We start from the raw sequence: 23,216 nt of genomic DNA, 5'->3' as shown, positions 1-23,216 counted from the left end.
TCAGAAGTTCCTAAGCTACTGCTGTTCTACTACTGTTCGTCCGATTGACTGAATGCGACGACATGATCGGCTTCGAGCCTGATGCCGATCTGCTCTCCTATGGCATGGTTGTGATGGCTGGGCACCAGCGACAGTGCCGTACTTCCGCCGGGCAGGCGCAAGGTATACAGGATATCCGCGCCACGAAAGGCCTTGTGGAGCACCGTTGCCCGAATGGGACTGTCGTCGTCATGGACGATGTCGTCGGGACGCACCAGCACGGCTACCGAATGGCCGGGGCTGCACACGCGGCAACTGTGCCCACACTGGTGCGGAACCTCTCCCGTTAGAGTGCCAAGCTCGATTTCCACATGATGCGAGTCGAGTACCGTGCCGGAAAGAAATACACCCCTGCCGATAAAGTTGGCTACGAAGCGATTGGCCGGCCTATGGTAAAGATTATAAGCGATGTCGTACTGCTGAATTTCGCCGTGATGCATCACCCCGATCTCGTCGGCAATGGCGAACGCCTCATCCTGGTCGTGTGTCACCAGGATAGCGGTAGCATTCTGACTCTTGAGGATATCGCGAATTTCCAGGCTTAAGCGTTCACGCAAGCTCACATCCAGATTGGAAAAAGGCTCGTCCAGCAGCAACAGATCGGGACGAGGAGCCAGCGCACGGGCGAGCGCTACACGCTGCTGCTGCCCGCCGGAGAGTTCATGGGGAAATCTGGCTGAGGAGTCCGCCAGCCCTACGATTCGCAGCAATTCGGCAACACGAGCCGCCTTCTCGGCTTTTTGCATCCTGTGCAGGCCAAAACCGATATTGGCGGCAACCGTGAGATGAGGAAACAACGCATAATCCTGAAACACCATCCCGATATGACGCTGTTCCGGGGGCATGGAGAATCGTGGGCTGCTTACCTCCTTTCCGTTGAGCAGGATTTCCCCTGCCGAAATGGATTCGAACCCGGCAATACAGCGCAGCACCGTGGTTTTGCCGCAGCCGCTCGGCCCCAGCAGGCAGCCGATATTACCCTTGGCCAGGGTCAGCGATAAATCTTTTACTACCGGCTGTTTTCCATAGGCATGCCGAATATTTTTGAGCTCAAGCAGAGCATTCATCCTAAATCCGGCAGTTGGACGGGGTGGAGTGTGCGGTTTTTAGGGTGCAGGGCAAGGTGCTGCGACGCGCAATGGCCATTCCATTGCAAGGAGTTGCAACGCAGCCATGTGCTGCAAAAATTGCACAATCTGCCCCGTAGCGAACTCACCACGCGGGTGAACCTTGGGTACCGTGAAAAGTCTTTGTGGATCATAGCTCTAAGCTCGAAATGAGCGGTCAACCGCCGGATTTAGGTTCATAGACTGTAGGCTTCACCGATTCATCTTTCAGTTTGCCGGACGAACAATACTATCGGAACCAGGCCAGCCAGCACGAGCGCCACGGCGGGGAGCGCAGCCTGCTCCCAGACGCCCTCCGACGTCATTTCGAAGATGCGTACCGCCAGCGTATCCCAGCCGAACGGGCGGGTCATCAATGTAATAGGCATCTCTTTCATTACATCGACGAACACCAGCGCGGCTGCAGTGTAGATTCCTCCCTTCAGGATGGGCAAGTGTATGCGTCTGAGCATGGCCCAACCATTCAGCCCAAGGCTGGTAGCAGCCTCATCGATGCTTCTGGTTATGCGCTGCATGGCGCTCTCGATTGGGCTGTGGCTCACCGCCAGGAAGCGCGTCATATACGCAATCAGCATAGTGAAGAGGGTGCCTTGTATTATTAGCCCTGTTTCAATATTGAACAACCGCAAAGTTATTGCGCTCGCCCAGTTATCGAGCCAGGCGATCGGAATAAATATGCCTACCGCCAGCACCGCGCCGGGCAATGCGTAACCGATCGTGGAGATGCGCACCGCCGTGCGAGTAAGCGGATCGGGGTAGCGGCGCGCGGCATAGACCACAAGCAGGGTCACTGAACAGGTGAGCAGCGCGGCAAAGGAGGAAAGCAGGAGGGAATGCCAGAGAAATTCGAGATAACGCTGGTTGAAATCCTGAGCGAAGACGCTTGCCGCCCAAATGACTAATTGCGTTACCGGCAGCACGAAAGCAAAAAAAAGGACGGCCGAGGCAAAGCAGCCAACCAGCCATACGTGCCAGCCCGTGAGCGGAACGCGAGCAGCCCGCGCACTTTGCCGGTTTTCCGCGTAGCGCATGCGAGAGCGGAATTGCTGTTCCAGAACCATGGCCGCAAACACGATCATGATCAGCAATGACGCAAGCTGGGAAGCCGCAGGCAATGAAAACAGGGCGTACCAGGCCTTATAGATGGCGGTGGTGAAGGTATCGTAGTTGAAAACGGATACCGTTCCGAAATCGGCAAGTGTTTCCATCACCACCAGCATGACACCCCCCACGATCCATGGGCGTCCCATCGGCAGCGCCAGCTTGAAAAACCCCTGGGTGCGATTGAAGCCCAGGGATTGGGCTGCTTCCAGCGTTCGCCTCCCTTGAGTGAGAAAGGCATTGCGGGCAAGCAGGTATACATAGGGGTAAAAAGACAGGATCATGACGATGATGACGCTAGCCCTGCCACGTATATCGGGAAACCAGGATAGGTCGGAATCCAGCCATTCGCGCAATCCTGTTTGTACCGGGCCGGTATAGTCAAAGAGACCGAGCGCGACGAATGCGGTGACGTACGCGGGAATGGCGAGCGGCAACAGCAGCGCCCAGGAAAAGAATTTCCTCCCGGGAAATTCGCATACCGCAGTAAACCAGGCCAGGCTTACCCCGATCACTGCCGTGCCCGAGGCCACGCCGAGAATCAGCCAGAATGTATTCACCAGCAGGCCGGGCAATGTTGTTTCGACCAGGTGTTGCCAGATCTCGCCGGAAGGCGTAAATAGAGAAGAGATGACGGTGCCGACGGGGACAAGAACCAGGGCGGCTACCAGGAACGGGACGAAGCGCCAGCCGGGAAATGTGCGGTGTCTGGAGGGCGATTGCTCAAGAAGCGTGTTCTGCGCGGCTGTATCGCCAGCCGCCCCATTGAACGTCTCGCCTTTCACCCTTCGAGAACCTTATTTATATCCGGCGCGATCCATCAGCTTTACCGCTTCCGCCTGCAATTCACCGGCTTTCTTGACATTGATGGGATTCTGCTTGAAGCTGCCCCATGCTGCAACCACGGGGTCGACTGGTACCCCGGGATTGGCGGGATATTCCAGGTTGACATCAGCGAACAGGTTCTGGGCTTTTTCGGACGAAAGAAATTCCAGCAGCTTGAGGGCGCCAGGTGCATTATGAGCATAGCGTGTTATGCCCGCGCCCGAGATGTTTACATGAACACCGCTTCCAGCCTGATTAGGCCAAAAAATAGCCAAAGGCAACGAAGGCTTTTTTTGCATCAACCGGCCATAATAGTAAGTATTGGCGATGGTAACGTCGCACTTTCCCGCAGCCACGAATTCCATTGCCCTGGTTTCGTCCGACAGCGGATCCGTCGCAAGGTTGGCTACCCATCCTTTTATTATTTGCTCGGTCTTGGCCTCACCCAGCTCCGCGATCATCATTGCCACCAGTGACTGGTTGTATACTTTCTTGGAAGTGCGCAGGCATAGCCTGCCTTTCCATTTCGGATCCGCCAATGCTTCATAGGTGGAAAGATCGCCCGGTTTGACTCGCCGCGTATTATAAATAATGGTACGGGCACGTACCGACAAGCCAAACCATTGATTCTCTGGATCACGCAAATAGGCGGGAATATTGGACTCGAGTATTTTTGATTCCACCGGTCTCAACAGCCCTTCTCGCGCGGCTTCCCACAGATTACCTGCATCCACGGTGATCAGCATGTCCGCCGGCGTATTTTTGCCTTCGGCTTTGAGGCGCGCCAGCAACGGGCCTTCCTTGTCAGTGACAAATTTGACGCCTATGCCGCTTTCTTTCGTGAAAGCATCAAACATAGGTTTGATGAGTTGCTCGATCCGGGCCGAGTAAACGACTACCCCCTCGGCATGGGACGTACCGGTGGCAAGCACGGTGATCGTGCAGAGCATTGAGATAAGATAATGCTTGAAACAGAGTCTCGCCATTTTTTTCTACCTTCGGCACTTGCGGCCATATGCCTTCTGATGAATCGAAGGCTGTATTATAAATGATAATAATTATCAGTGAAGTGTTAATATATCATGGAAAAACCACCACCTGATTCTTCTCGCCGGCGTTTGCAGGAGCTTCTTGGGATTCCGGAGAGACAAAGGACTGAAACCGACTGGGATGAGATCAATGAGCTTGAGATCGCCCTTACACCTGCAAACCGGACTGCTGTGCCGGAGCGAAGCGTGTACCGCAAGTCCGCTGCCGCGACGGCGGACCAGTTTAAAACCCGCGAAACGGGACAAGGCAGGCGATTCCTGAAGAAGCCGCGCAAGAGACTCCCCAAGGGTGGGGCATCGTAGCCTGTGCTGGCTTGCCGTGGCAATCCAGTCCAATCCGCGGGAGCGATCGAAGGAACCGCAACCCTGCAGATAAATACATTGTCTCATTGTCTTGCTGTTATTCTTTTACGTCACTATCACTATCAGGAACAATCGTCGGATTGACGAAACAAGGGAGAATTCATGTTGCTTACGACAACGCCGAGCGTGGAAGGAAAACGGATCACCAGGTATTGCGGCGTCATAGCTGGCGAGGCTATTCTGGGAGCCAACCTGTTCAAGGATATGTTCGCCGGAATACGGGATCTGGTGGGCGGACGTTCTGGAACCTACGAGAAAGAGCTTCAACGGGCGCGGAAGATTGCGCTTGAGGAACTGGAGGAGCAGGCTCGCGATATGGGCGCCAATGCCGTGATTGGCATCGATATCGACTATGAAATAATGGGTAAGGAAAACGGTATGCTGATGGTTTCTGCCAGCGGGACGGCGGTAATTATCGAGTAGGTCGTCCCCGGTCGATCGGGGCAAAACCGACCTGTATTGCAGTATCCTTTCCATCGGGGCGGCGAGCAACGTTCGTGCGGATGCATCTGGCCGGGGAAGGGGGAGAGGGAGAGTGCGCCGCCTTTCCCCAGGCTACCAGGGTACGATCCGGCCATCGTACGCGAGAAATTTTCCCGAATCGGCCGGAGTGAGTCCATTTATGACTTTCCGCATCCCTGCCACGCTTTCGGTCGGGGTGATCAGCGCCTTGGGTCCGCCCATGTCGGTTTTTACCCATCCAGGATGAAATATTACCGATGTGATACCCGCCGGCTGCAGGTCGATAGCGAGCGTTTTCGCGACCATGTTTACCGCCGCCTTGCTTGACCGGTAGACGATGCTGCCACCGCTGGTATTGTCGGCCAGACTGCCCATCATGCTGCTGATTGTCACCAGGGTTTTCTTTTTGCTTTTCGCTATTTGTGCTGCAAAAACTTGCGCCATCTTGAGGGGCGCCAGGGTATTGATACGGAAAGCCTGCATCCAGGCTTCATAATCGCTGTCCTGAAAGACAGCAGGAGACTTCGTATAAATACCTGCATTATTTATGAGCAAATCGATGGATTCGCCATGGAGTGACTGCGCCAATTGGTCAATTTGGGCGTGATTGCCTACGTCGAGCGCATGCACTCTGACCCGGCCGGGATGAGCGGCCGCCAGTTCGTTGAGCATGTCGGAGTGTGCGGGAAAACGGCTGCATGCAATGACCTGCCAGCCATCGGCGGCATACTGCTTACAGAATTCCAGGCCAACTCCACGGTTTGAGCCCGTGATCAATACGGTTTGCATTTGTCCTCCTGGCGAGTGCGATCGCTATCTGGATTCCGAATCCTGGATATTTATCCGAAGCGGACGCCAGGGGAGTGCGCGGGAGAGCAGAGGATGGCTGGATGTGTGCTGACCGGCTGGCATCGCGTCGGGAATATCGCCAAAAATCGCATCTTCTCGCATTATGCCTGAAAAGTAAATTTAGTCGCGGTCAGAGAGACGAGGAAGGAGAAGAGCATGATCCAGCAAATAGCCTTGGTTACCGGGGCGTCAAGCGGCATAGGAAGAGCCACGGCTGAGCTTCTTGCGCGGAATGGCTATTACGTATTTGCTATTGCACGGCGCCTGCATCGGCTGGAAGAGATACGCAGCGACCAGATCGAGCCGATTCAGCTGGATGTGACTGATGGGGAGGCGATCCGGATGGCAGTGGACCATGTCATATCCACAAAGGGGAAAATCGACATACTCGTGAATAACGCCGGCTTTGGCCAACTGGGAACAATAGAGTGCGTGCCCATGGAAGCGGCGCACCGTCAATTCGAAGTAAACGTTTTCGGCTATGCGCGCTTCATGCAAGCCGTATTGCCGCATATGCGGGCAAGAAAATCGGGATGCATCGTGAACATGACTTCTGCCATGGGAAAAATGACAACTCCCGGTTTTGGCTGGTACTCTGCTTCCAAGCATGCGATCGAGGCGCTGACCGATGCAGTGCGCGGAGAAGTGATGAACCAGGGCATCGATGTGGTGCTGATTGCGCCAGGCCTGATCAGGACGGAGTTTGTTCCCAGGCAACTGCAGCTGCTCGATGCTATTGCGCATCCCACGGTTTATCATGAAATTCTCAATGGACTGCGCCACCTTCTGGCCAATGAACCCCAATCCCCTGGTCCTGCCATTATTGCGCAGGCGGTATTGCAAGCCGTGACGAGCTCGAACCCGCCAGTACGGCGGGCACTGCCGCTCGATTCCAAAATGGCGGTGGCGGCGCGGTGGCTTTTTGGCGCTCGCCTTTTTGCTTGGGCGGTCAGGCAGCAGATGAAACTTAAATTTTAAAGACCCGGGATCGAGGGAAAAGGTGCGTAAATACGGCGAGTCTTGTCATTGGCCCTTGTTCGTCTCCCTGGTTGCTGAAAAGAGATCCCAGGCAGCGATAAAAAGCGCTGCAATCACGGGACCGATAACGAAACCATTGAGACCGAAAAGAACCATCCCTCCCAGCGTCGAGATGAGCACAACATAGTCGGGCAACTGGGTATCCTTGCCGACAAGCAAGGGCCGCAAGAGGTTGTCGACCAATCCGATTACGAGCACGCCGAAGGCTGTCAGGGTCAGGCCCTGCCAGATCGCTCCCGTGAACAGGAAGTAAATAGCTACCGGAGCCCAGATGAGGCTCGCCCCCACTGCGGGGAGCAGGGAAAGAAAAGCCATCACGCATCCCCATAGCAGCGCTCCCTGTATGCCCAGAAACGAAAAGATCAATCCTCCCAGCGCGCCCTGCGTCGCAGCCACGGCGACATTGCCTTTAACCGTTGCGCGCACCACAGTGGTGAATTTGCTGAGCAGAAGCCGTTTGTGTTCCAAGCTGAGCGGAATTGCATGTTTGATGCGGACGGACAAAACGGCTCCATCCCGCAGCAGGAAAAATAACAGATAGAGCATGATGCCGAAACTAACAATGAACTCAAATGTGTTCTGCCCGATACTGAGCGCCTGGGTTGCAATCAGTTGGCTTCCCTGCAAGGCGCCGTTTGACAGCATGTCCTTTAACTCGGATGTATTCTTTAACCCGACATTTTCCAGGAAGCTGCTCATCCAGGGCGGCAAGGCCGTCACGATCTGTTGGAAATAGGCACCGAAGTTCAGTTCTCCTGAGCGGATGCGTTGATAAACCATCAACCCTTCCTGCAGTAGCGCTGCCGCCATGAAGGTAAACGGGAGTATGACGATGATCAGGCAGAGCAGCAGGGTGGTGAGCGCTGCAAGATTTTTACGCTGGTTCATCATCGCCAGCAGACGGCGATAAAAAGGGGTGAATATGATGGCGAGAACAGAGCCCCAGAATACGGCGCCATAAAATGGCAGCAATATCCAGATAAATGCCAGGGAGACAACCACTAGCAGCAGCACGAAAGCTTTTTGCTGAAACTCCGAAGAATTCATGTGAGTCCGGACATGTAAGGGAAGAATCCTGTTGAATCTGAATCCGGCAGTTGACCGCTCTTTTTTAGTTTGGAACCATGATCCACAAAGACTTTCCGTGGTACTCGACGTTCACTTGATATGGCGAGTTCGCTACAGGGCGGATTGCGCGATTTTTGCGGCACATGGCTGCGTTGTAACTCCCTGGAATGGTCATTGTGGCCATCGTGCCCACTGCGCGTTGCTGCGCCTTGCCCCGCACTCTAAAAACCGCACACTCCACCTTTGTCCAACCGCCGGATTCAGGTTGAAAGGCTATCCTACCTTAATTGGGGCTCAAGTGAGTAGTGCATGAGGAAAAGAGAACAGTCGGATACGGCAGCAAACCTGGGAAAATTTGGCATCCCGAACCAGAGCGAGCGTCATCTCGCCCGTGCCGCTGTCAGATAATTTCTTTCCCTGGGAAGAGCACGAACGATTGATGCAGCATTTACAGTCCGTTCAATCCAGCCTGTGCAATTTGTGCGTCCTGGTGAGATCTTACGCCGCTCACTCCTACCGCGCCAACAAATTGGTCATCTACGATGACCGGTAATCCTCCTTCTATGGGGAGGGTTCCGGGCAAGCCGAGATAGCGTAGCTGGCCGGCTGCCACATGCTCTTCCCATACTTTGGTGGGGCGGCGAAATGCAATAGCGGCGCGGGCTTTTTGTATCGCTACCTCGATGCTGCCGTGCTGGGTGTTATCGAGGCGGGATAGATGAAGAAGATGGCCACCCTCATCCACGATTGCAATCACGACTGGCCAGCCATTGCGATCGGCCTCCGCTTCGGAAGCAGCCGCGATCTTCTTTGCATCGTCCAGGGTGAGCGTGATGCGGGTGTTCATAGGGATATAGGAGGTATCAATGGCTCGTCATAAAAAAAGCACGCCAGATATTTCCTGGCGTGCCTGGCCGGCTACCGGCTAGATCAGTGGAACAATCAACAAGGCCACGATGTTCATGATCTTGATCAAGGGGTTGATGGCTGGACCTGCGGTATCCTTGTAAGGATCGCCCACCGTGTCGCCAGTTACCGCCGCCTTGTGCGCTTCCGAGCCTTTGCCGCCAAAGTGGCCGTCTTCGATGTATTTCTTGGCGTTATCCCACGCGCCACCGCCGGCAGTCATCGAAATGGCAACAAAGATGCCGGTGATGATGGCGCCGATCAGCACCCCGCCCAAGGCTACCGGACCCAGCATGAGACCCACCAGGAGCGGGACCGCTACCGGCAGGAGCGAAGGAAGTATCATTTCCTTGATTGCGGCTTTGGTTACCATATCCACTGCTCTGGAATAATCCGGTTTGGCGGTGCCTTCCATAATGCCCGGAATCTCCTTGAACTGACGGCGCACTTCCACTACCACCGATCCCGCTGCCCGGCCGACCGCTTCCATGGCCATGGCGCCGAACAGGTAGGGAACCATCCCACCTAAAAACAACCCGATGATCACCATATGATCGGACAAATCGAAATTGACGGACTTGCCGCCGGTTGTGAGCGCATGAGTGTAATCGGCAAACAGCACCAGCGCGGCCAGGCCTGCCGAGCCGATGGCATAGCCCTTGGTCACTGCCTTGGTGGTATTGCCTACCGCGTCCAGCGGATCGGTAATGTCGCGTACTTCGGAAGGCAGGCCCGCCATCTCGGCAATACCGCCCGCATTATCGGTAATCGGGCCATAGGCATCCAGCGCCACGATGATTCCCGCCATGGACAGCATCGAGGTCGCTGCAACGGCAATACCGTAGAGTCCAGCCAGTTCGAATGTACACCAGATCGAGAGACAAACGACCAGTACCGGCGCAGCGGTGGATTTCATGGAAACCCCCAGTCCGGCAATAACGTTCGTGCCGTGGCCGGTGCTCGATGCCTGGGCGATATGCTGCACCGGTGCGTATTCCGTGCTGGTGTAGTATTCCGTGATCCATACCATCGCTGCGGTCAGCGCCAGACCAACCAGGCCAGAAAGATACAGATTCAGGGAAGTTACCAGCTTACCGTCGATCATCACGCCATCGCCCAGCATGATGGTGGTAATCGGATAATAGGCCACCGCGGCCAGCGCGCCCGCAACCGCCAGGCCGCGATAGAGTGCATTCATGATCTTGCCGCCTTCGCGCGCCTTAACGAAGTAGCAGCCGATAATGGAGGCGATGATGGAGACGCCGCCCAATACCAGCGGATACAGCGCCGCATTCGGTCCGGCATCGGTGATGAGTAATCCGCCCAGCAGCATGGTGGCAATAATCGTGACCGCGTAGGTTTCAAACAGGTCCGCTGCCATGCCTGCGCAGTCGCCGACATTGTCTCCGACGTTATCGGCAATGACCGCCGGATTGCGCGGATCATCTTCCGGGATACCGGCTTCCACCTTGCCGACCAGGTCAGCGCCGACATCCGCGCCCTTGGTAAATATGCCGCCTCCGAGACGCGCAAAAATGGAGATAAGGGAACTGCCGAATGCCACACCGACCAGAGCATGGATTGCCTCGGATTCGGAGGATCCCATGGCGATAAGCACGCCAAAATAACCGGCCACGCCTAAAAGACCCAGGCCCACCACCAGCATGCCGGTAATTGCACCGCCCTTGAAGGCGACGTCCAGCGCGGCGTTGAGGCCCTGTGTGGCGGCCTGCGCCGTGCGTACATTGGCGCGCACGGATACGTTCATGCCTATATAGCCCGTCAAGCCCGACAGGAACGCCCCAAGTGCGAAGCCGACGGCGGTTTTCCAGCCCAGCGCCACGAAAATGGCCACGAGCAGAATGACGCCTACGATGCTTATCGTGGTGTACTGGCGGTTCAGGTAGGCGGAGGCGCCTTGCTGAATCGCCATGGCGATGTCGCGCATGCGCTCGTTACCGGCGGGCAGACCGACGATCCATTTTATCGAAACCATTCCATACACCAGTGCCGCCATCGCGCAACCGATCGCGATGATTAAACCATTACCCATTAAAATCTCCAGTTAAGTCAGACCGGCCAAAAACGCATACGAAATTCCGATCCCATAATTTCGCATTAAGCGCCTGTTTCCGAGTCGAGGGCGGGCCTGGCAGTACGTTGCTGCCCATGCTGCCCGAGGCACGACTCTTCAGAGGGTGAAATCATCCAGTTTTTTTTCCACTGCTTTATTTTTCAGGCGTACATAGCTGGGCAATCCGTCCTTGTACGGAGGATAATCTTCGCCCTTGATAAGGGGCGCAAGATACTCCCTGCATTTGTCCGTGATTCCAAAGCCATCCTTGCTGATAAAATTCTTGGGCATCAGCTTCTCGACGTTGGCGACCTTCGAGAGCTGAGCCATGCCGACCTTCCACTTGTAGGGCTTGCTGGATAGGCGCTCGATCGTCGGCATCACCGCGTTATGGCCTTCAATGGCAAATTTGACGGCTGCTTTTCCCATGGCATAGGCTTGCTCCACGTCCGTTTTCGACGCGATATGGCGGGCGGCGCGCTGCAAGTAATCGGCTACGCCCCAATGGTATTTGAGCCCGAGGCCTTCCTTGACGATGTTCGCCACCACCGGCGCAACGCCGCCCAGTTGGGCGTGGCCGAAAGCATCGCGGACGCCCTGGTCGGATAAAAACTTTCCATCCTCTCCTTTCACGCCTTCCGATACTACCACCGAACAGTAGCCGAATTTTTTGACGTAACTGTCCACCTTGGCCAGAAACTTGGCTTTGTCGAACTGTATCTCCGGGAACAGGATAACGACCGGAATCTCGCAATCCTTGCCTGATGCCAGACCGCCAGCCGCTGCGATCCATCCCGCGTGCCGCCCCATGACCTCCAGCACGAATACCTTGGTCGATGTCTTCGACATGCTGGCGACATCGAAGCTTGCCTCGAGCGTCGATACGGCGATGTACTTGGCTACGGAACCGAATCCCGGGCAGCAATCGGTAATGGGCAGATCATTGTCGACGGTCTTGGGAACATGAATGGCTTGAATGGGATAGCCAAGCGTGTCGGAAAGTTGTGAGACCTTGAGGCAGGTATCGGCGGAATCGCCGCCGCCGTTGTAGAAGAAATAGCCTATATTATGCGCCTTGAATACCTCGATCAGGCGTTCGTATTCACGGCGGTTCTGCTCCAGGCTTTTCAGTTTGTAGCGGCAGGAACCGAATGCGCCCGACGGCGTATGCCGCAAGGCCTTGATGGCCGCCAGGGAATCCTTGCCGGTATCGATCAGATCCTCGGTCAGCGCTCCTATGATGCCGTTACGGCCGGCATAAATTTTGCCTATTTTTCCACGTTGCTGGCGTGCGGTTTCAATAACCCCGGCTGCGGACGCGTTGATAACGGCGGTCACGCCACCGGACTGAGCATAAAAAGCGTTCTTTGCTGCCATATGACCCTCTCCAGATTGTTAAATCTCCCTCATTTTCCCGAAACGTGAGCAGCCTGCCGCCGCTGCGCCGCAGTCCGGGCAGGACAACGCGCCATCAGCGCGGGTATTGGCCCTTTGCCGATGCGAGTGGCTCCGTTCGCGAAAAAAGGCGGTATCGCCAAGATCCACCAGATGCGCCGGGAAGCGTAACTGAAGCTATTTCAGTGACGCGAAAATGCTGTCACGGATTCCTTCAACCGATCCGACGCCCGCGATTCTGACATATTTGGGCGCGCCCTGGCCGCCGGCAGTCGACCATTTGGAATAGTATTCTACCAATGGTTTGGTTTGGGCGTGATAGATTTCCAGGCGCTTTCTGACGGTTTCTTCCTTGTCATCGTCGCGCTGTATCAGCGGCTCTCCTGTTACATCATCCACATCAGCCATCTTGGGAGGGTTGAATATGACATGGTAGCTGCGGCCAGATGACGGATGCATACGGCGGCCGGACAGGCGCTTGATGATCTCGTCGTCGGATACATCGATTTCGATCACAAAATTGATCGGGACGCCGGCGGTCTTCATCGCATTCGCCTGAGGGATCGTGCGAGGAAAACCATCAAACAGGAACCCTTTCCTGCAATCCGGTTGCGCAATACGCGATTTGACCAAGCCGATGATGATATCGTCGGAAACCAGACCTCCTGCATCCATGATTTTCTTTGCCATCATGCCAAGCTCAGTCCCCGCCTTGACGGCGGCGCGCAACATGTCGCCAGTTGAAATCTGCGGAATACCGAAGCGTTCCTTGATGTAGTTTGCCTGCGTGCCTTTTCCCGCGCCAGGCCCGCCCAACAGGATGATTATGATTATTCCCCCTTATCCCATAAAACCCTCACCGGCTGCACGGAGAAGGTGAGAGACACCACCGTCTATTATAAATTATAGGATTATAGCGCAGCCAGCCTGAATACCTGAAGCTTTTCCTGCGCTCAGCGCAGCTTGCGCAATTGTTCCTGGAGCTTTTCCAGGGTCGCCTCGAAACTTGCGAGCCGTTCTTTCTCCTGCTGCACCACGGCTGCGGGGGCTCGTTGGATGAAACTTGCGTTGGCCAGCTTGTTTTGCGCCTTGCTGATTTCTCCTTCGACGCGAGCGATTTCCCTTGCCAGGCGGGCACATTCCTCACTGATGTTTATTTCAATTTTCAGCATCAGCCTCAGTTCACCCACAATTGCCACCGGGGCTTCCGCGCGGGGCAATTCACCGGGCATGATTTCGACGGTGGACAATCGCGCCAATGCCATCAGGTACGGGGTGAATTCGGCAAGTGTCTGCCTGTCTCCCGCTGCCAGGAGCGGGACCTTCAATGCGGGAGAAAGACCCATTTCTCCGCGCAGCGTCCGGCAGGCATTGATCGCCTCTTTGAGTAAAACGATGCGCCGGGTTGCTTCATCATCCATTTTCGAAGAATCCGCTGCAGGATACGGCTGGATCATGATGCTTGCGCCTGTTTTCCCTGTCATGGGCGCAACCTTCTGCCACAACTCTTCGGTAATGAACGGGATAATCGGATGCGCAAGGCGCAGGGTTGCTTCCAGTACCCGCGTCAGCGTATCGCGGGTGGCAAGGCGTGCCTCAGGGTCTCCACTGTGGAGTTGTACCTTTGCAAACTCCACATACCAGTCACAATACTCATCCCATACAAATTCATAAATTTCACGTGCCGCTATATCAAAGCGGTAGTCGTGAAAAGCCTGTTCCACCGCTGCCTCCGCCGCTTGCAGACGGCTGACGATCCACTTGTCGGCGTTTGAACGGGCGAAGGATGGATCATGGTTCGGATCCGTCGTCACCCCTGCCTCTTCGCCCTGGCAATTCATCAGCACATAGCGGGTGGCATTCCATAACTTGTTGCAGAAATTCCGGTAGCCTTCGCAGCGCTGCATGTCGAATTTGATATCCCGCCCGTGAGAGGCCAGGCTGGCAAAGGTAAAGCGCAGCGCATCGGCCCCGAACGCGGGAATGCCTTCGGGAAAGTGCTTGCGCGTGATCTTTTCGATGGATTCGGCCTGCCTCGGGTTCATCAGTCCGGTCGTGCGCTTGGAGATCAGCGCCGGCAGCGTGATGCCATCGATGAGGTCGAGCGGGTCGAGCACGTTACCTTTGGATTTGCTCATCTTTTGGCCTTCCGAGTCGCGGATCAGTCCCGTCACGTAGACTTCCCGGAATGGGACCTTGCCGGTGAAATGCGTCGACATCATGACCATGCGGGCGACCCAGAAGAAAATGATATCGAATCCTGTAATCAGGACCGAAGTCGGAAGAAAGGTTTCGAGCTCCTGTGTTTGTTCAGGCCAGCCCAGCGTGGAGAATGGCCAGAGCGCGGATGAGAACCAGGTATCCAGGACATCCTCGTCCTGACGCAGAAGAGGGATTCCAGTTGTTCCTGCACGTTGTTCTATTTGCTCAATGCCGCAATCAAATTTACTCATCGCAAACAATGAGGGGATTTCATCATACAGGGGCCACCCGCTGGCAGCTTTCATAAGATATTCGAAGTATTTTTGATACGCTTCTTCTTTGGTTTTCGCCACATAAATGTTCCCGTCCTCGTCGTACCAGGCCGGAATCCGGTGCCCCCACCACAACTGGCGGGAAATGCACCAGTCCTGGATGCTTTCCAGCCACTGGTCATATACATGCCGCCAGTTTTCGGGAACGAAGGTGATTTCTCCATTCGCCACCACATCGAGCCCTCGCTTGGCCAGCCCTTCCATCGCCACGTACCACTGGTCCGTCAGCATCGGTTCAATGACCGCGTGGGTGCGGTCGCCACGGGGCACCATGAGGTTGTGGGGCCGGGTCTCGGCCAGCAGATCTTGCGCTTCCAGATCCAGGACAATTTTCCTGCGGGCATCAAAACGGTCCAGGCCCCAATACGTCTGGGGGATACCGATATCTGAGGCTAGCGGTTGTGTTCCGACGGGTCCGATTCTATGGTCATGTTGATTGGGAGCGACGTATCGTTGCCAGTCGGAGCCCGCTGCCATGGCAGAGTTATCGATGACCCTCGCATCCAGCGTGAAAATCGAAAAAATCCCGCCCGGTAGCTGGGCACGGTGCCTTTCCCAAACCTTGTAATCGTTGAAATCATGCGCAGGCGTCACTTTTACGCAGCCTGTGCCAAATTCCCGGTCCACGTAGTCATCCGCAAGAATGGGGATGGGCCGTTCGCATATCGGCAAACTCACCTTTCTACCCACGAGATGCCGGTATCTTTCGTCATCCGGATGCACCATGACCGCCACATCGCCGAGCATGGTTTCGGGACGGGTGGTCGCCACCACGACATGGGTCATACCATGTTTTTCGTCCGGTTCCACCAGCGGATACCGGATATGCCAGAGAGAACCTTCCTCCTCCACCGATATCACTTCCAGGTCGGATACCGCGGTCTGCAGCACGGGATCCCAATTTACCAGCCGCTTGCCCCGATAGATGAGGCCTTCCTCATAAAGACGAACGAAAACCTCCGTTACGGCACGGGATAAGCCCGCATCCATGGTAAACCGTTCGCGCGACCAATCGCAGGATGCGCCCAGTCTTCTCATTTGCCGGCTGATAGTGGACCCGGACTCCTCTTTCCATGCCCATACACGCTCGAGAAATGCTTCCCGTCCCAGGTCGCGCCGGCGGATATGCTGCTGGTCCAGCTGGCGTTCCACCACGATCTGCGTCGCAATGCCGGCATGATCGGTGCCTGGCTGCCATAAGGTGTTGTCGCCACACATGCGGTGATAGCGGGTCAGTGCATCCATCAGGGTATGCTGAAACGCATGCCCCATATGCAGCGTGCCGGTTACATTGGGCGGCGGCAACATGATGCAATAAGCAGAAGCTTTGCCGCTGGCTTCGTCATGGGGTTGGGGTTTGAAGTAGGAAGCGGATTCCCAATGCGGATACCAGTAACTTTCGATAGCGCCGGGATTAAAGCTTTTTTCGAGTTCCATGATGGGAGGACGGGATCGGAGAAAGGCACGAATTATAGCGGAAGACCGGAATGCCGATGCAGGCCCGGAAGCGGCCTGCGGCATGGGAGCCGGGGAGAAAGTGGGATACGGAGATACCAAGCTGCCTGGTTACCGGGATTCCAGCGGGCCAGGCGGCTAAAGACCGAATAAACGGGACTCCAGGGCCTCGACCAGGGCTTTGCGCGCGTCGGCGTCGAGCGTGGTTCCCGCATCCTTGAGCGCGGAATCGACGATTTGCGCGAGTATCGCCGTAATGCCGGACTGCGATGACAGCATCCCTGAGGTCAGCATTACCGCTTCGGTAAGGGTAGGGATATTGCCGGCCGCGCCTAATGTGTCCGCTGTCGGGATTCCGCCGGGAATGATGTTGTGAAGGGACTCGACTTCTCTTCCAACCGGAGATTGGGGCTTGCCCTGGTGCTTGTGCAATAGCGCGTCAAGCTTGTTCAGGATGCTGTCATACTCGGTTTCTGAGGAGGGACCATCATCGGTTGTCATCGGATATCCATGCGAAATGTGAATGGTGGGTTGCCTGCTCCGGGTATGTGAGTATGGACATTGTAGATTTGAAAGGTTCGAACTCAATCATGCACATCGACTCTATGGTGGCGGATCTGGTAGCCCCGGTCCTGGTAAAACCGATAGCGTTTCCGTGCCGCCTGGGTATCTTCCGGTGTCGAACCGGTAACTTCGATCAAGCGCTGGAACCGGCTGAAGAAAGGTGGATTTTCCATATCGAGATTGATCAGTACATCGTTGTGCAACCCATCCGGCGGTTCGTTGCCGACTATGACAGCTGTCACTTCGGAAAGCTTGTCCCCGGATCGGCAGTGAGGAACGAAGTCGGTCGGCGCAAACGTCCAGAGAAGCTCGTCGAAGCGCTGCGCGAGCCTCTCGTCAGAGGTGTAAATCATGACTCTGCGACCCTTCCGGTATGCTTTCGCAACCAGGCGGCAGGCAATGTTGAGCTTGTCTCCCGTACCGGAGTAGAAATCGATTTCAGTCATGTCACGGGTGGCGATTTCCTTCCTTAGTTCGGGCGATCAGAAATTGCGTGAGCAGCGGTACCGGACGGCCCGTCGCGCCTTTTTCCTTGCCTGATTTCCAGGCTGTTCCCGCTATGTCCAGATGGGCCCATCGATATTTGCCGGTAAAACGCGATAGAAAGCAGGCAGCGGTTATGGTGCCAGCGGCGCGTCCACCGATGTTCGCCATGTCGGCGAAGTTGCTTTTCAATTGTTCCTGATAGTCGTCCCATAGAGGCAGCCGCCATGCCGGATCAGATGCCTGCCTGGATGCCAGCAGCAATTCCTCCGCCAGTTCATCATCATTGCTCAGCAGTCCGGATGCGACGTGGCCAAGTGCGATGACACAGGCGCCGGTAAGGGTGGCGATATCGATCACCACCTGGGGTTCATAGCGCTGCGCATAGGCGAGCGCGTCGCACAGGATCAGGCGGCCTTCTGCATCGGTATTGAGTATTTCTATGGTTTGCCCCGACATGCTGGTGACCACGTCGCCGGGCTTGGTGGCGTTTCCGCCGGGCATGTTCTCGGTAGTGGGAATGATGCCCACGACATTGATTGCCAGACGCATCTGCGCGATTGCGGCAATTGTGCCGAGCACGCTTGCAGCGCCGCACATGTCGTATTTCATTTCATCCATTTCCGCAGCCGGTTTCAGCGAAATACCGCCCGTGTCAAAAGTAATTCCTTTTCCCACCAGCACGACCGGTTTTTCTTTCTTTGCGCCTCCCCAATATTCCAGCGAGATCAGTTTGGCCGGCTGGCGGCTTCCCTGCGCCACCGCAAGCAGCGCACCCATGCCGAGCTTTTCCATATCCCTTTGCTCCAGAACAGTGACCTTGAGCTTGTGATTTTTGGCAATGGTCACGGCCTGCTTGGCCAGATAGGCTGGAGTGCAAATGTTTGGAGCGAGATTGCCGAGATCTTTCGCCAGGTTGATTCCTTCGGAGATGGCGAAAGCCTGCTGCAGGGCGTTCTCCTGTGCGGCAACGCTTTCATGGTCGAGACTGGAGGCTGCCAACACGAGCTTGCGCAGTCTCGATCCGGTTTCATCGATCTTGCTTTTAAGGCGGTTGAAGCGGTAACTGTTTTCCTGAGCCAGTATTACCGTCTGGGAAATCTTCCAGGCGGCATTGCGATTTTCCACGGGTATGTCCGTCAGGAACAGCATGGCATCTTCCGCGCCCGTCTCGCTCAGGCCCTGGAACGCACCGCGGATGACGTCGCGATAGATCTTGTCATCGAGTTTCGTTTCCTTGCCGAACCCGACCAGCAGCAGCCGCTCGCACTGCGTACCGGGTACGTTGTGCAGTACCAGCGTTGACCCGGCCTTCCCATCAAAATCGCCCCGGCCAAGAATGTTGTCTATGTATCCTTTTGCAGTTTTGTTCATCGCTTCCGCTGGTGGCGTCAGTTCGCCTGATTCAAATACGCCCACGACAATGCAGGAGCTGCGTTGTTTTTCCGGGTTTCCTTTTTTTATGCTAAATTTCACTGTCCGCTCCTTGATTCCTGGTGGCCGATAATGGAAATGGATCAACTGGCTCAAGCTTGGGGAAGTCCTGAACAAGTCCTCACTGGCGCGATGGTGGAGGCTTGGGTGGTAGAGACTTGTTCAGGGCTTCCTCAGGAGGATTATCGCTGTTCTGTTTGCATAAAGTCAAAGTCCCAGGCATTGAGAAATCTCCAATAAATCCTCGCCATGTTGCCGTCGCACTACCAGAAGCTTGAACAAGGATGTGATGAGCAGAAAGGAGTCCCATTGAAAGTAAAGCCGGAGGATGACTATCAGGCCAGGCTTCCTACGCCATTTGCGGTACTCGGTATTCGCATCGATGAAGATTGGGTAACGGATATCGAGTACCTGCCGCTGGATACGTCGCCAATGGGGCCGCGAGGAGCGCTCGCGAAGGAGGTGTGCGCTCAGTTGTCGGCCTACGTGCGCGACCCGCGTTTCGTATTCGACTTATCGCTCCATATTGGAGGCACCCTTCATCAGCGCCGGGTATGGCGCGCCATTGAAGCCATACCCAGCGGTACAACGCGAAGTTATGCGGATATTGCTGCGGAACTGAAATCGGCTCCGCGTGCAGTGGGGCAAGCGTGTGGTGCAAACCGGCTGCCCATCGTCATTCCTTGCCACCGCGTCATTGCGAAGAATGGCGGACTCGGGGGTTTTATGAATGCGAGCGATGGGATGCCTCTTTCCATCAAGCAGTGGCTTCTGAATCATGAGCTTGGCTGAGTCTGATTCGCGCCTGCTGGATGCTTTTTTCGACGCGCTATGGCTGGAGGATGGTCTTTCCCCGAATACGCTGGAGAGCTATCGCAGCGACCTGACCCAGTTCGGGGCATGGCTTGTGAAACGGAATCCGGCCGATGGCTCCCTGGCAGCAGTGACGCGCGCCGATCTGCTTGAGTTTCTTGCCCACAGGGTTTCGGGCAGGATCAAGGCCAGCACTACCAGCCGGGAACTTTCGAGCCTGAGGCGGTTTTACGGTTTCCTGTTGCGCCAGGGGCGGATTCAAACCGATCCCAGCCTTAATATCGACATGCCAAAACTTTCCCGTCATCTGCCAGTCAGTCTGACGGAGACGGAGGTTGAAGCATTGCTCAATGCGCCGGATATAACACAACCCCTGGGTTTGCGCGACCGGACGATGCTGGAGATGCTTTATGCCAGCGGGCTGCGGGTGTCCGAATTGGTCAATCTGGAGATCGGGCAAGTAAATCTTAACGCTGGGGTGGTACGGGTCCTGGGCAAGGGAGGTAAGGAGCGACTGGCGCCATTGGGCGAGGAAGCGATGGAATGGATCGCCGCCTATGCCAGGGATATCCGGTCTGGTCTGTTGGGAGGAAAAACCAGCAATGCCTTGTTCGTGACTTCTCGCGGCTGCTCCATGACACGCCAGGCCTTCTGGCATCTGATCAAGCGGCATGCCGCCTCCGCGGGCATCAGCCGAGACATGTCCCCTCATACGCTTCGCCATGCCTTCGCCACCCATTTGCTCAACCACGGCGCGGATCTGCGGGTGGTGCAAATGCTGCTCGGGCATGCGGATATTTCCACTACTCAGATATATACGCACGTGGCGCGCGAGCGGCTCAAACAGATTCATGCTATGCATCATCCACGGGGATGATGGAAACGGGGTGGGATGGATGAGCTGTTGTCGATCCTGCGGATGAGGATACTGGAAAGTGCAAAGTAGAAAGTGCAAAGTATATAGGAGAGGGTTTTGGTGTCGTGCGATCATTGCTCGGGATGACTGATAGTAAGCCTTACAACAGGGGAGGACCCATGCGTAGACAATCTTCAGTAGTTGTTAATACAGTTGCCGCAGCGCTGGTGCTGGGCGGGTGTGCCGCGACACCTGAAATGCAGAGCAGCAGGACGAGAGATACCGCCATTGGCGCAGGGATCGGTGCGGGCACGGGCGCAATAATTGGCGCTATCGCAGGGAAGGGAACAGGCGCGGCCATCGGCGCGGCCGCGGGTGCCGGATTGGGCGCCATTGCAGGAAACGTCTGGTCCCGGCGAATGGAGCAGCAGAAACAGGAAATGGAGCAGGCGACCGCGGGAACAGGGGTGAAGGTGGCCAAGACTTCGGATAACCGCCTGAAGCTGGACGTCCCGAGCGATATTTCTTTTGATAAGGGGAGCGCTGAAATCAGGCCGGATTTCCGGTCGATACTGGATAATTTTGCGCAAAGCCTCACGGCCAATCCGGGCACCCAGGTATCCATCATCGGCCATACCGACAGTTCCGGCACCGATGCGATAAATTTGCCGCTTTCCCTCAACCGGGCGTCGAAAACACGCGATTACCTGGTGAGCCGGGGTGTGTCGACCTATCGCATCAACATCGATGGGCGCGGCTCCGCCGAACCGATTGTTGCAAATGATACACCGGCGCACATGGCCCAAAACCGGCGCGTTGAAATTTTTGTCGCGGAGCAGGCAGCACCCCAGCAGGCAGCGCCCCAATGAGGCTAGTCCTCTGCCGATGTCACGAATCGGAAATCGAGTCCCGCACCGGTATGCGCCATATGAAGAACGTCAAAACGATACCCAGCACGGCGAGCATCACCTGAAGCCATAGGGTGGGCATGACCAGAATGGATGAGCCGAATGACAGGGCCATTAGCACGTACACCCAGCGTTTGACCTCCCGCCGGATGCTGCGATGGGCTGTCCATTCGCGTATGATCGGGCCGGCGATGCGATTGGCCAGCAGCTTGTCGTGGAATCGTTTCGAGCTTTTCGCAAAGCAAGCGGCAGCGAGCAGCAAAAAGGGAGTGGTCGGCAATACCGGCAGCAACGCTCCAGCCACCGCCAGAGCGAGCGCTGCGAAGCCGGCCGCAAGGTAGAAGGAGCGCATGAGGCGGGAATCATGCAAGCGAACGGATGCCGGTTCCTGCGCTTCATTTATTTCTTTATTCACCTTCACCTGCTCCGGCATGGGTTTGATTCCGGTTGAAATCGGCGTTGTCGTTATCGGGTTGCTGCCGCCGGCTTGGGGGTCGTTGGGGTAGCCTGCTGCCGCTTCGGGCTGTAATGGGTATAATACCGGGATACGGGGAACGGATGATACCGAATGAGCCGGGTGAGCCGGAGACCATGGCGGTAAAGCAGGATATGAAACGGCTGCGAGGCCGGTTTCAGAATCACCGGACTTAGGGAAGCGCTGAATAAATCTCCGCTGGCGCGACGGCGGCTTTGCGGGATGATGCGCGAAAGGCGACGACGCGAATGGTGCGACCGCGCAGGGCGGAGCAAGCAGTGTCTTCCGAAGGAAGATGCGACCCCGTAGCGGGCTATTGGCGCCTCATGTATACTTTGGCGCGCTCTGGCATCGTAGTTCAAACTACGACCTGCGTCGCGCGCCTTATGATCATCCCGATTTTACCAGCAACGTGCTCAGCGAGGATTTGTTCAGCGCTTCCTTAATTTAACCGGGCTTGTCCGGCGTAAATCGCAATCGCTGCGGCCGCGAGCAACATTAATCAACATTCGAGGTAGCCATGTCTAGAGCAAGCAAGCTGATCAATCTGGTGGCAGTGATATTGAGCGTGATTCTGCTGCCTGCCGAAGCTTTTTCCGAAACTGCGCAAGGAGCGAACAAGGTGACTGAACTGATAAAAAAGGATACAAAAATCGGTACCGGGGAGGAGGCAATCATTGGGAAAACGGTAGAGGTTCACTATACCGGTTGGCTTTATGATCCCAGCGCGGCTGATAAAAAAGGTGCAAAATTCGACAGTTCAAGGGACCGCGGATCGCCCTTTTTCTTTCTGCTCGGAGCGGGGCGAGTCATTAAAGGCTGGGACAAAGGGGTCACAGGCATGAAAGTGGGCGGACAGCGTACCTTGATCATGCCGCCCGAGATGGCTTATGGGGCCCGAGGCGCGGGTAACGTCATACCGCCGAATGCCGCCCTGATTTTTGATGTCGAGCTGCTTGGGCTCAAGCCAGGTCCTACCCATTAAGGAAGCGCTGAACAAGTCTCCGCTGGTTCGCAGTTCGTGATGAGGCATGAGTTGCTGCATGGCGGAAATCACCCGGCTCGCACAGCCATAATTTTTTCCTTATTTCCATCCATTCCTGGAATCAATGCCACTGTTTCGTTGCGCCAGCTTCCCCTCGATGTGTCGCGAGGCATTCTGTCTTTCCTGCAAGTAACCCTAAAATCCTCGTTGACTTGCGGGATTAAACCCTTCACAATTAGAGGTTTCGTTTGGAGGGGTTCCCGAGCGGTCAAAGGGATCAGACTGTAAATCTGACGGCTCTGCCTTCGAAGGTTCGAATCCTTCCCCCTCCACCAGACAGTAGCAGAAAGTAGCAGAAATTTTATTGGAAACAGCAGAGTTGGCCGGTTTCTCGCGGTAAATGCGGTGGGAGC

Annotated in this window: 21 protein-coding genes and 1 tRNA gene; 8 read left to right on the top strand and 14 right to left on the bottom strand. The window is 55.8% G+C overall.

Going from position 1 to position 23,216, the window contains the following annotated elements:
- Window positions 1-29 precede the first annotated feature (29 nt).
- The 3 genes from ACZ5CE_RS11915 to ACZ5CE_RS11905 form a co-directional block, all read right to left on the bottom strand.
- Complete coding sequence (locus tag ACZ5CE_RS11915) at window positions 30-1,106, bottom strand: ABC transporter ATP-binding protein (protein ID WP_464575120.1); 1,077 nt, start codon at window positions 1,104-1,106, stop codon at window positions 30-32.
- A gap of 260 nt (window positions 1,107-1,366) precedes the next feature.
- Window positions 1,367-2,926 (bottom strand): ABC transporter permease, encoded by a 1,560-nt coding sequence (locus ACZ5CE_RS11910; protein WP_464577507.1) that lies wholly within the window; start codon window positions 2,924-2,926, stop codon window positions 1,367-1,369.
- A gap of 138 nt (window positions 2,927-3,064) precedes the next feature.
- Complete coding sequence (locus ACZ5CE_RS11905) at window positions 3,065-4,042, bottom strand: Fe(3+) ABC transporter substrate-binding protein (protein ID WP_464577505.1); 978 nt, start codon at window positions 4,040-4,042, stop codon at window positions 3,065-3,067.
- 132 nt (window positions 4,043-4,174) lie between these two features.
- Here ACZ5CE_RS11905 and ACZ5CE_RS11900 point away from each other — a divergent pair, with 132 nt between their 5' ends.
- Together ACZ5CE_RS11900 and ACZ5CE_RS11895 are read left to right on the top strand one after the other, a co-directional pair.
- Window positions 4,175-4,444 (top strand): hypothetical protein, encoded by a 270-nt coding sequence (locus ACZ5CE_RS11900; protein ID WP_464575119.1) that lies wholly within the window; start codon window positions 4,175-4,177, stop codon window positions 4,442-4,444.
- A 162-nt stretch (window positions 4,445-4,606) separates the two neighbouring features.
- On the top strand, window positions 4,607-4,927 hold the full coding sequence (locus ACZ5CE_RS11895; protein ID WP_464575118.1) for a heavy metal-binding domain-containing protein: 321 nt from the start codon (window positions 4,607-4,609) through the stop codon (window positions 4,925-4,927).
- 132 nt (window positions 4,928-5,059) lie between these two features.
- On the opposite strand, the gene ACZ5CE_RS11890 is transcribed toward ACZ5CE_RS11895, so the two are convergent.
- Window positions 5,060-5,755, bottom strand: coding sequence for an SDR family oxidoreductase (locus tag ACZ5CE_RS11890; RefSeq protein ID WP_464575117.1), 696 nt, complete (start codon window positions 5,753-5,755; stop codon window positions 5,060-5,062).
- A 216-nt stretch (window positions 5,756-5,971) separates the two neighbouring features.
- Between ACZ5CE_RS11890 and ACZ5CE_RS11885 the strand changes: the two genes are divergently transcribed.
- Window positions 5,972-6,793 (top strand): SDR family NAD(P)-dependent oxidoreductase, encoded by an 822-nt coding sequence (locus ACZ5CE_RS11885; RefSeq protein ID WP_464575116.1) that lies wholly within the window; start codon window positions 5,972-5,974, stop codon window positions 6,791-6,793.
- 45 nt (window positions 6,794-6,838) lie between these two features.
- Here the strand turns inward: ACZ5CE_RS11885 and ACZ5CE_RS11880 are convergent, their stop codons facing one another.
- The 9 genes from ACZ5CE_RS11880 to ACZ5CE_RS11840 all read right to left on the bottom strand — a co-directional run bounded on the left by ACZ5CE_RS11880 (window position 6,839) and on the right by ACZ5CE_RS11840 (window position 18,808).
- Window positions 6,839-7,900 carry an AI-2E family transporter gene (locus ACZ5CE_RS11880; RefSeq protein ID WP_464575115.1) on the bottom strand — a complete coding sequence of 354 codons (1,062 nt, stop codon included), beginning with the start codon at window positions 7,898-7,900 and terminating at the stop codon, window positions 6,839-6,841.
- A gap of 469 nt (window positions 7,901-8,369) precedes the next feature.
- On the bottom strand, window positions 8,370-8,768 hold the full coding sequence (locus tag ACZ5CE_RS11875; protein ID WP_464575114.1) for a GlcG/HbpS family heme-binding protein: 399 nt from the start codon (window positions 8,766-8,768) through the stop codon (window positions 8,370-8,372).
- Between the two features lie 78 nt (window positions 8,769-8,846).
- On the bottom strand, window positions 8,847-10,880 hold the full coding sequence (locus ACZ5CE_RS11870; RefSeq protein WP_464575113.1) for a sodium-translocating pyrophosphatase: 2,034 nt from the start codon (window positions 10,878-10,880) through the stop codon (window positions 8,847-8,849).
- Between the two features lie 138 nt (window positions 10,881-11,018).
- Window positions 11,019-12,278 (bottom strand): 6-phosphofructokinase, encoded by a 1,260-nt coding sequence (locus tag ACZ5CE_RS11865; protein ID WP_464575112.1) that lies wholly within the window; start codon window positions 12,276-12,278, stop codon window positions 11,019-11,021.
- A 195-nt stretch (window positions 12,279-12,473) separates the two neighbouring features.
- Entirely contained in the window at window positions 12,474-13,127 is a 654-nt protein-coding gene (gene adk, locus ACZ5CE_RS11860; protein ID WP_464577504.1) for an adenylate kinase, read from the bottom strand.
- Window positions 13,128-13,249: 122 nt separating this feature from the next.
- Window positions 13,250-16,267, bottom strand: a complete 3,018-nt coding sequence (locus tag ACZ5CE_RS11855) for a valine--tRNA ligase (RefSeq protein WP_464575111.1) — start codon at window positions 16,265-16,267, stop codon at window positions 13,250-13,252.
- 156 nt (window positions 16,268-16,423) lie between these two features.
- Entirely contained in the window at window positions 16,424-16,786 is a 363-nt protein-coding gene (locus ACZ5CE_RS11850; protein ID WP_464575110.1) for a hypothetical protein, read from the bottom strand.
- 83 nt (window positions 16,787-16,869) lie between these two features.
- Window positions 16,870-17,295 (bottom strand): DNA polymerase III subunit chi, encoded by a 426-nt coding sequence (locus ACZ5CE_RS11845; RefSeq protein WP_464575109.1) that lies wholly within the window; start codon window positions 17,293-17,295, stop codon window positions 16,870-16,872.
- A gap of 1 nt (window position 17,296) precedes the next feature.
- The gene (locus tag ACZ5CE_RS11840; RefSeq protein ID WP_464575108.1) at window positions 17,297-18,808 is read right to left on the bottom strand and encodes a leucyl aminopeptidase; all 1,512 of its coding nucleotides are present in this window, start codon (window positions 18,806-18,808) and stop codon (window positions 17,297-17,299) included.
- 267 nt (window positions 18,809-19,075) lie between these two features.
- On the opposite strand from ACZ5CE_RS11840, the gene ACZ5CE_RS11835 reads away from it, so the two are divergent.
- The 3 genes from ACZ5CE_RS11835 to ACZ5CE_RS11825 all read left to right on the top strand — a co-directional run bounded on the left by ACZ5CE_RS11835 (window position 19,076) and on the right by ACZ5CE_RS11825 (window position 21,304).
- The gene (locus tag ACZ5CE_RS11835; protein ID WP_464575107.1) at window positions 19,076-19,558 is read left to right on the top strand and encodes a methylated-DNA--[protein]-cysteine S-methyltransferase; all 483 of its coding nucleotides are present in this window, start codon (window positions 19,076-19,078) and stop codon (window positions 19,556-19,558) included.
- Window positions 19,545-20,456, top strand: a complete 912-nt coding sequence (gene xerD, locus ACZ5CE_RS11830; RefSeq protein WP_464575106.1) for a site-specific tyrosine recombinase XerD — start codon at window positions 19,545-19,547, stop codon at window positions 20,454-20,456. The genes ACZ5CE_RS11835 and xerD overlap by 14 nt, the downstream gene beginning before the upstream one ends.
- 158 nt (window positions 20,457-20,614) lie before the next feature.
- Window positions 20,615-21,304, top strand: coding sequence for a YiaD family glycine zipper/OmpA-like lipoprotein (locus tag ACZ5CE_RS11825; RefSeq protein ID WP_464575105.1), 690 nt, complete (start codon window positions 20,615-20,617; stop codon window positions 21,302-21,304).
- A gap of 19 nt (window positions 21,305-21,323) precedes the next feature.
- On the opposite strand, the gene ACZ5CE_RS11820 is transcribed toward ACZ5CE_RS11825, so the two are convergent.
- Complete coding sequence (locus ACZ5CE_RS11820) at window positions 21,324-21,776, bottom strand: YbaN family protein (protein ID WP_464575104.1); 453 nt, start codon at window positions 21,774-21,776, stop codon at window positions 21,324-21,326.
- Window positions 21,777-22,338: 562 nt separating this feature from the next.
- On the opposite strand from ACZ5CE_RS11820, the gene ACZ5CE_RS11815 reads away from it, so the two are divergent.
- Both ACZ5CE_RS11815 and ACZ5CE_RS11810 read left to right on the top strand, forming a co-directional pair.
- Window positions 22,339-22,803 (top strand): FKBP-type peptidyl-prolyl cis-trans isomerase, encoded by a 465-nt coding sequence (locus tag ACZ5CE_RS11815; protein ID WP_464575103.1) that lies wholly within the window; start codon window positions 22,339-22,341, stop codon window positions 22,801-22,803.
- Window positions 22,804-23,053: 250 nt separating this feature from the next.
- Window positions 23,054-23,138 (top strand) — tRNA-Tyr (locus ACZ5CE_RS11810).
- The last annotated feature ends 78 nt before the right edge of the window (window positions 23,139-23,216 follow it).

The sequence above is a fragment of the Nitrosospira sp. TNL200 genome (genome assembly GCF_055386305.1).
The sequence above is the reverse complement of the archived record's forward strand: the minus strand, read 5'-3'. Positions and strand labels throughout refer to the sequence as shown.

Coding starts and splice junctions, on each gene's coding strand:
- ACZ5CE_RS11895 (WP_464575118.1), top strand. CDS start 4,607: ATGTTGCTTACGACAACGCCGAGCGTGGAAGGAAAACGGATCACCAGG.
- ACZ5CE_RS11855 (WP_464575111.1), bottom strand. CDS start 16,267: ATGGAACTCGAAAAAAGCTTTAATCCCGGCGCTATCGAAAGTTACTGG.
- ACZ5CE_RS11890 (WP_464575117.1), bottom strand. CDS start 5,755: ATGCAAACCGTATTGATCACGGGCTCAAACCGTGGAGTTGGCCTGGAA.
- ACZ5CE_RS11870 (WP_464575113.1), bottom strand. CDS start 10,880: ATGGGTAATGGTTTAATCATCGCGATCGGTTGCGCGATGGCGGCACTG.
- ACZ5CE_RS11850 (WP_464575110.1), bottom strand. CDS start 16,786: ATGACAACCGATGATGGTCCCTCCTCAGAAACCGAGTATGACAGCATC.
- ACZ5CE_RS11825 (WP_464575105.1), top strand. CDS start 20,615: ATGCGTAGACAATCTTCAGTAGTTGTTAATACAGTTGCCGCAGCGCTG.
- ACZ5CE_RS11915 (WP_464575120.1), bottom strand. CDS start 1,106: ATGAATGCTCTGCTTGAGCTCAAAAATATTCGGCATGCCTATGGAAAA.
- ACZ5CE_RS11865 (WP_464575112.1), bottom strand. CDS start 12,278: ATGGCAGCAAAGAACGCTTTTTATGCTCAGTCCGGTGGCGTGACCGCC.
- ACZ5CE_RS11820 (WP_464575104.1), bottom strand. CDS start 21,776: ATGCCGGAGCAGGTGAAGGTGAATAAAGAAATAAATGAAGCGCAGGAA.
- ACZ5CE_RS11845 (WP_464575109.1), bottom strand. CDS start 17,295: ATGACTGAAATCGATTTCTACTCCGGTACGGGAGACAAGCTCAACATT.
- ACZ5CE_RS11900 (WP_464575119.1), top strand. CDS start 4,175: ATGGAAAAACCACCACCTGATTCTTCTCGCCGGCGTTTGCAGGAGCTT.
- ACZ5CE_RS11885 (WP_464575116.1), top strand. CDS start 5,972: ATGATCCAGCAAATAGCCTTGGTTACCGGGGCGTCAAGCGGCATAGGA.
- ACZ5CE_RS11905 (WP_464577505.1), bottom strand. CDS start 4,042: ATGCTCTGCACGATCACCGTGCTTGCCACCGGTACGTCCCATGCCGAG.
- ACZ5CE_RS11880 (WP_464575115.1), bottom strand. CDS start 7,900: ATGAATTCTTCGGAGTTTCAGCAAAAAGCTTTCGTGCTGCTGCTAGTG.
- ACZ5CE_RS11875 (WP_464575114.1), bottom strand. CDS start 8,768: ATGAACACCCGCATCACGCTCACCCTGGACGATGCAAAGAAGATCGCG.
- ACZ5CE_RS11815 (WP_464575103.1), top strand. CDS start 22,339: ATGTCTAGAGCAAGCAAGCTGATCAATCTGGTGGCAGTGATATTGAGC.
- xerD (WP_464575106.1), top strand. CDS start 19,545: ATGAGCTTGGCTGAGTCTGATTCGCGCCTGCTGGATGCTTTTTTCGAC.